Here is a 2,654-nt window from a genome sequence, read left to right as displayed (position 1 = left end):
TGTCGGCGGCCATGGAAAACTGCCCGTAGGCGGTCACGAGAACTGCCCGTGGGTGGCCAGGAGAACTGCCCGCTGGTGGCCATGAGTTCTGCCCACGTCTGATGGTTCCGCCCCGCGCGTCGTCGCGGCGGTGGGTCCTCCTTCCCGGTTCGATGACGGGTGCTGAAGTCGTCGTCGCCCGGGAAGGGGCTGTGTTGAAGTCTGACGGAGAAGTCATGGAGATTCTGGAAGCGTTCGATGCGACGGGGTCGTATCGGGCGGCGGGGCAGCTCGCGGGTTGCTCTCATCACACGGTCGCCGCGCATGTCGCGGCGCGAGCCGCGGGTCGGCCTGTCGGCGCCGCCGCGCCGCGGCCGCGGGCGGTGGACGAGTTCCTGCCGAAGATCGAGGAGCTGGTCGAGAAGACGAAGGGCAAGGTGCGGGCCGACAAGGTCCACGAGGTGCTCGCATCGATCGGCTTCGAAGGGTCGGAGCGGTCGACCAGGCGGGCGGTCGCTGCGGTGAAGGCGTCGTGGCGGGCCGGTCACCGACGGGTGCATCGCCCGTGGGTGGTCGAGCCCGGGCTGTGGTTGCAGTACGACTTCGGCGACGGGCCCGTGGTCGCCGGGGTGAAGACGGTGCTGTTCGTCGCCTGGCTCGCGTTCAGCCGGTTCCGGGTCGTGATCCCGATCCGTGACAAGACGCTCCCGAGCGTGTTCGCGGCGTTGGATCGGACGTTCCGGGCGGTCGGGGGCGCGCCGACGTATGTCCTGACCGACAACGAGAAGACAGTCACCACGGCGCATATCGCCGGGGTCCCGGTCCGTAACGCCCAGACGGTGTCGTTCGCTGCGCATTACGGCGTCACGGTGCTGACCTGCCAGCCCGCGGACCCGGCGTCCAAGGGTGGGGTTGAAGCGTCGGTGAAGCTCGCGAAAGCGGACCTCGTGCCCACCGACGCGAACCTGCGGGACCAATACGCGTCGTTCGCAGAGCTCGAGGCGGCTTGCGAGCAGTTCATGGACGAGGTCAACGCGCGGGAGCACCGTGTCACCCGGCGGCGTCCGGTCGATCTGCTGGCCGAGGAGCAGCAGCGGCTGCACCCGGTCCCTTCTCGTGCTCACACGATCGCGTTCGGGGTGAGCCGGCGGGTCGGGGAGAACACGCCGATGGTCGCGTTCGAGAACGGCCAGTACTCCGTCCCGCACCTGCTGATGGGCGCGGAGGTGTTCGTCCGCGTCCAGGGCGCCGCCGACGGTGAGCGGGTTGTGATCGTCCACCACGGCATCGACGGCCCCGTCGAGGTCGCCCGTCACGGGCGCGCCCGCCCCGGGACCCCGCAGATCGACGACGCCCACTTCCCTGCCCAGGCGGGGGTGAAGGTCGCGGGCGATTACCCGATCAAGGCGAGATCGGTCGAGGAGGCGGAGTTCCTCGGCATCGGTCACGGCGCGGCGGCCTGGCTGCTCGAGGCCGCGGCGTCGGGGGCGCAGCGGATGAACCAGAAGATACGGGAAGCCGTCGAACTCGCCCGGATCCACGGGATCGAGATCGTCGACGAAGCCCTCGGCACTGCCGCCGCCTACGGCCGATTCGACACCGGCGATCTCGCCTCGATCCTCGGCAGCCGGATCACCGCCACCCCGGCCAGAGCGGCGTCGGAGATGCGTTCGCTCGCGCAAGGCACCCGCGGCTGGGCGAGCATCGGGCAGCCGATCGTCCCGGTCTCCGAGATCACCGCGACGAGTGAGGAGGCGGGAGCATGAGTGTTGCGACACCGGCCGCGCCGCCGATCCCGACGGAGTTGGAGCAGACCATGCGGCAGCTGAAGATGCCCTACGCCCGCGGCATCGCCCCGGACGTGTTCGCGACCGCGAGAGCGCAACGCTGGGAACCCGCGGAGGTCGTCAAAGCCCTCCTCGACGCCGAGATCGCTGGCCGCTCCCGGTCGATGCTCGCCGCCCGCCGCAAGGCCGCCGGGTTCCCCACCGGGAAGACCTTCGACTCCTGGGACGAGAACGTCTCAACGATCCCCGCCCCGACACAGCAGGCGCTGCGCACCCTGGAATGGGTGCACCGGCGGGAGAACCTCGTGATCTGCGGACCCGCCGGCACCGGGAAGACGTTCTTCCTCGAAGCGCTCGGCCACCACGCCGTCGAACAAGGACTCCGTGTCGCGTGGTTCCGGCTCGAAGACCTCGGCGCGCTGATCCGCGCGCACCGCGTCGACGACACCGTCACGCGCACCGTCGCCAGAGTGCTCCGCGCCGATCTGATCGTGGTCGATGACATCGGCCTGCTCCCCGTCGGAGACGACGCCGCCGAAGGCCTCTACCGGCTCGTCGACGCCGCCTACGAGAAACGATCGATCGCGATCAGCTCGAACCTGCACCCCTCCGGGTTCGACGAGCTCATGCCCAAGACCCTCGCGACCGCGACCGTCGACCGGCTCCTCCACCACGCCCACCTCACGCAGACCACCGGCGAGTCCGTCCGCCTCGCCCAAGCCCTCGCCGGCACGGGGGTGACCCCCATGCCCTAACCGAGACCGCTCACGCGGCCAGGGCCACCACAACCCGATGGGCAGAACTCCTGGCCGCGAACGGGCACTTCCACTGGCCACCAGCGGGCACTTCTGCTGGCCGCCGATGGGCAATTTCTGGTGGCCGTTGACA

General features: G+C 69.8%; 2 protein-coding genes. Both read left to right on the top strand.

The features are described from left to right. Positions 1–194 precede the first annotated feature (194 nt). Positions 195–1,745 carry an IS21 family transposase gene (istA, locus tag BM287_RS17350; RefSeq protein ID WP_139230735.1) on the top strand — a complete coding sequence of 517 codons (1,551 nt, stop codon included), beginning with the start codon at positions 195–197 and terminating at the stop codon, positions 1,743–1,745. Then, positions 1,742–2,521, top strand: a complete 780-nt coding sequence (istB, locus tag BM287_RS17345) for an IS21-like element helper ATPase IstB (RefSeq protein ID WP_090042284.1) — start codon at positions 1,742–1,744, stop codon at positions 2,519–2,521. Before istA ends, istB begins: the two co-directional genes overlap by 4 nt. Positions 2,522–2,654 lie beyond the last annotated feature (133 nt).

Origin of the sequence: Leifsonia sp. CL147, from assembly GCF_900114565.1 — a bacterium.
Classification (GTDB): domain Bacteria; phylum Actinomycetota; class Actinomycetes; order Actinomycetales; family Microbacteriaceae; genus Leifsonia.
Note: the sequence above shows the minus strand (reverse complement) of the source record. Positions and strands in the feature narration are given on the sequence as shown.

Bases quoted from the DNA above. Each gene is read 5' to 3' on its own strand.
- istB (WP_090042284.1), top strand. From the start codon at position 1,742: ATGAGTGTTGCGACACCGGCCGCGCCGCCGATCCCGACGGAGTTGGAG.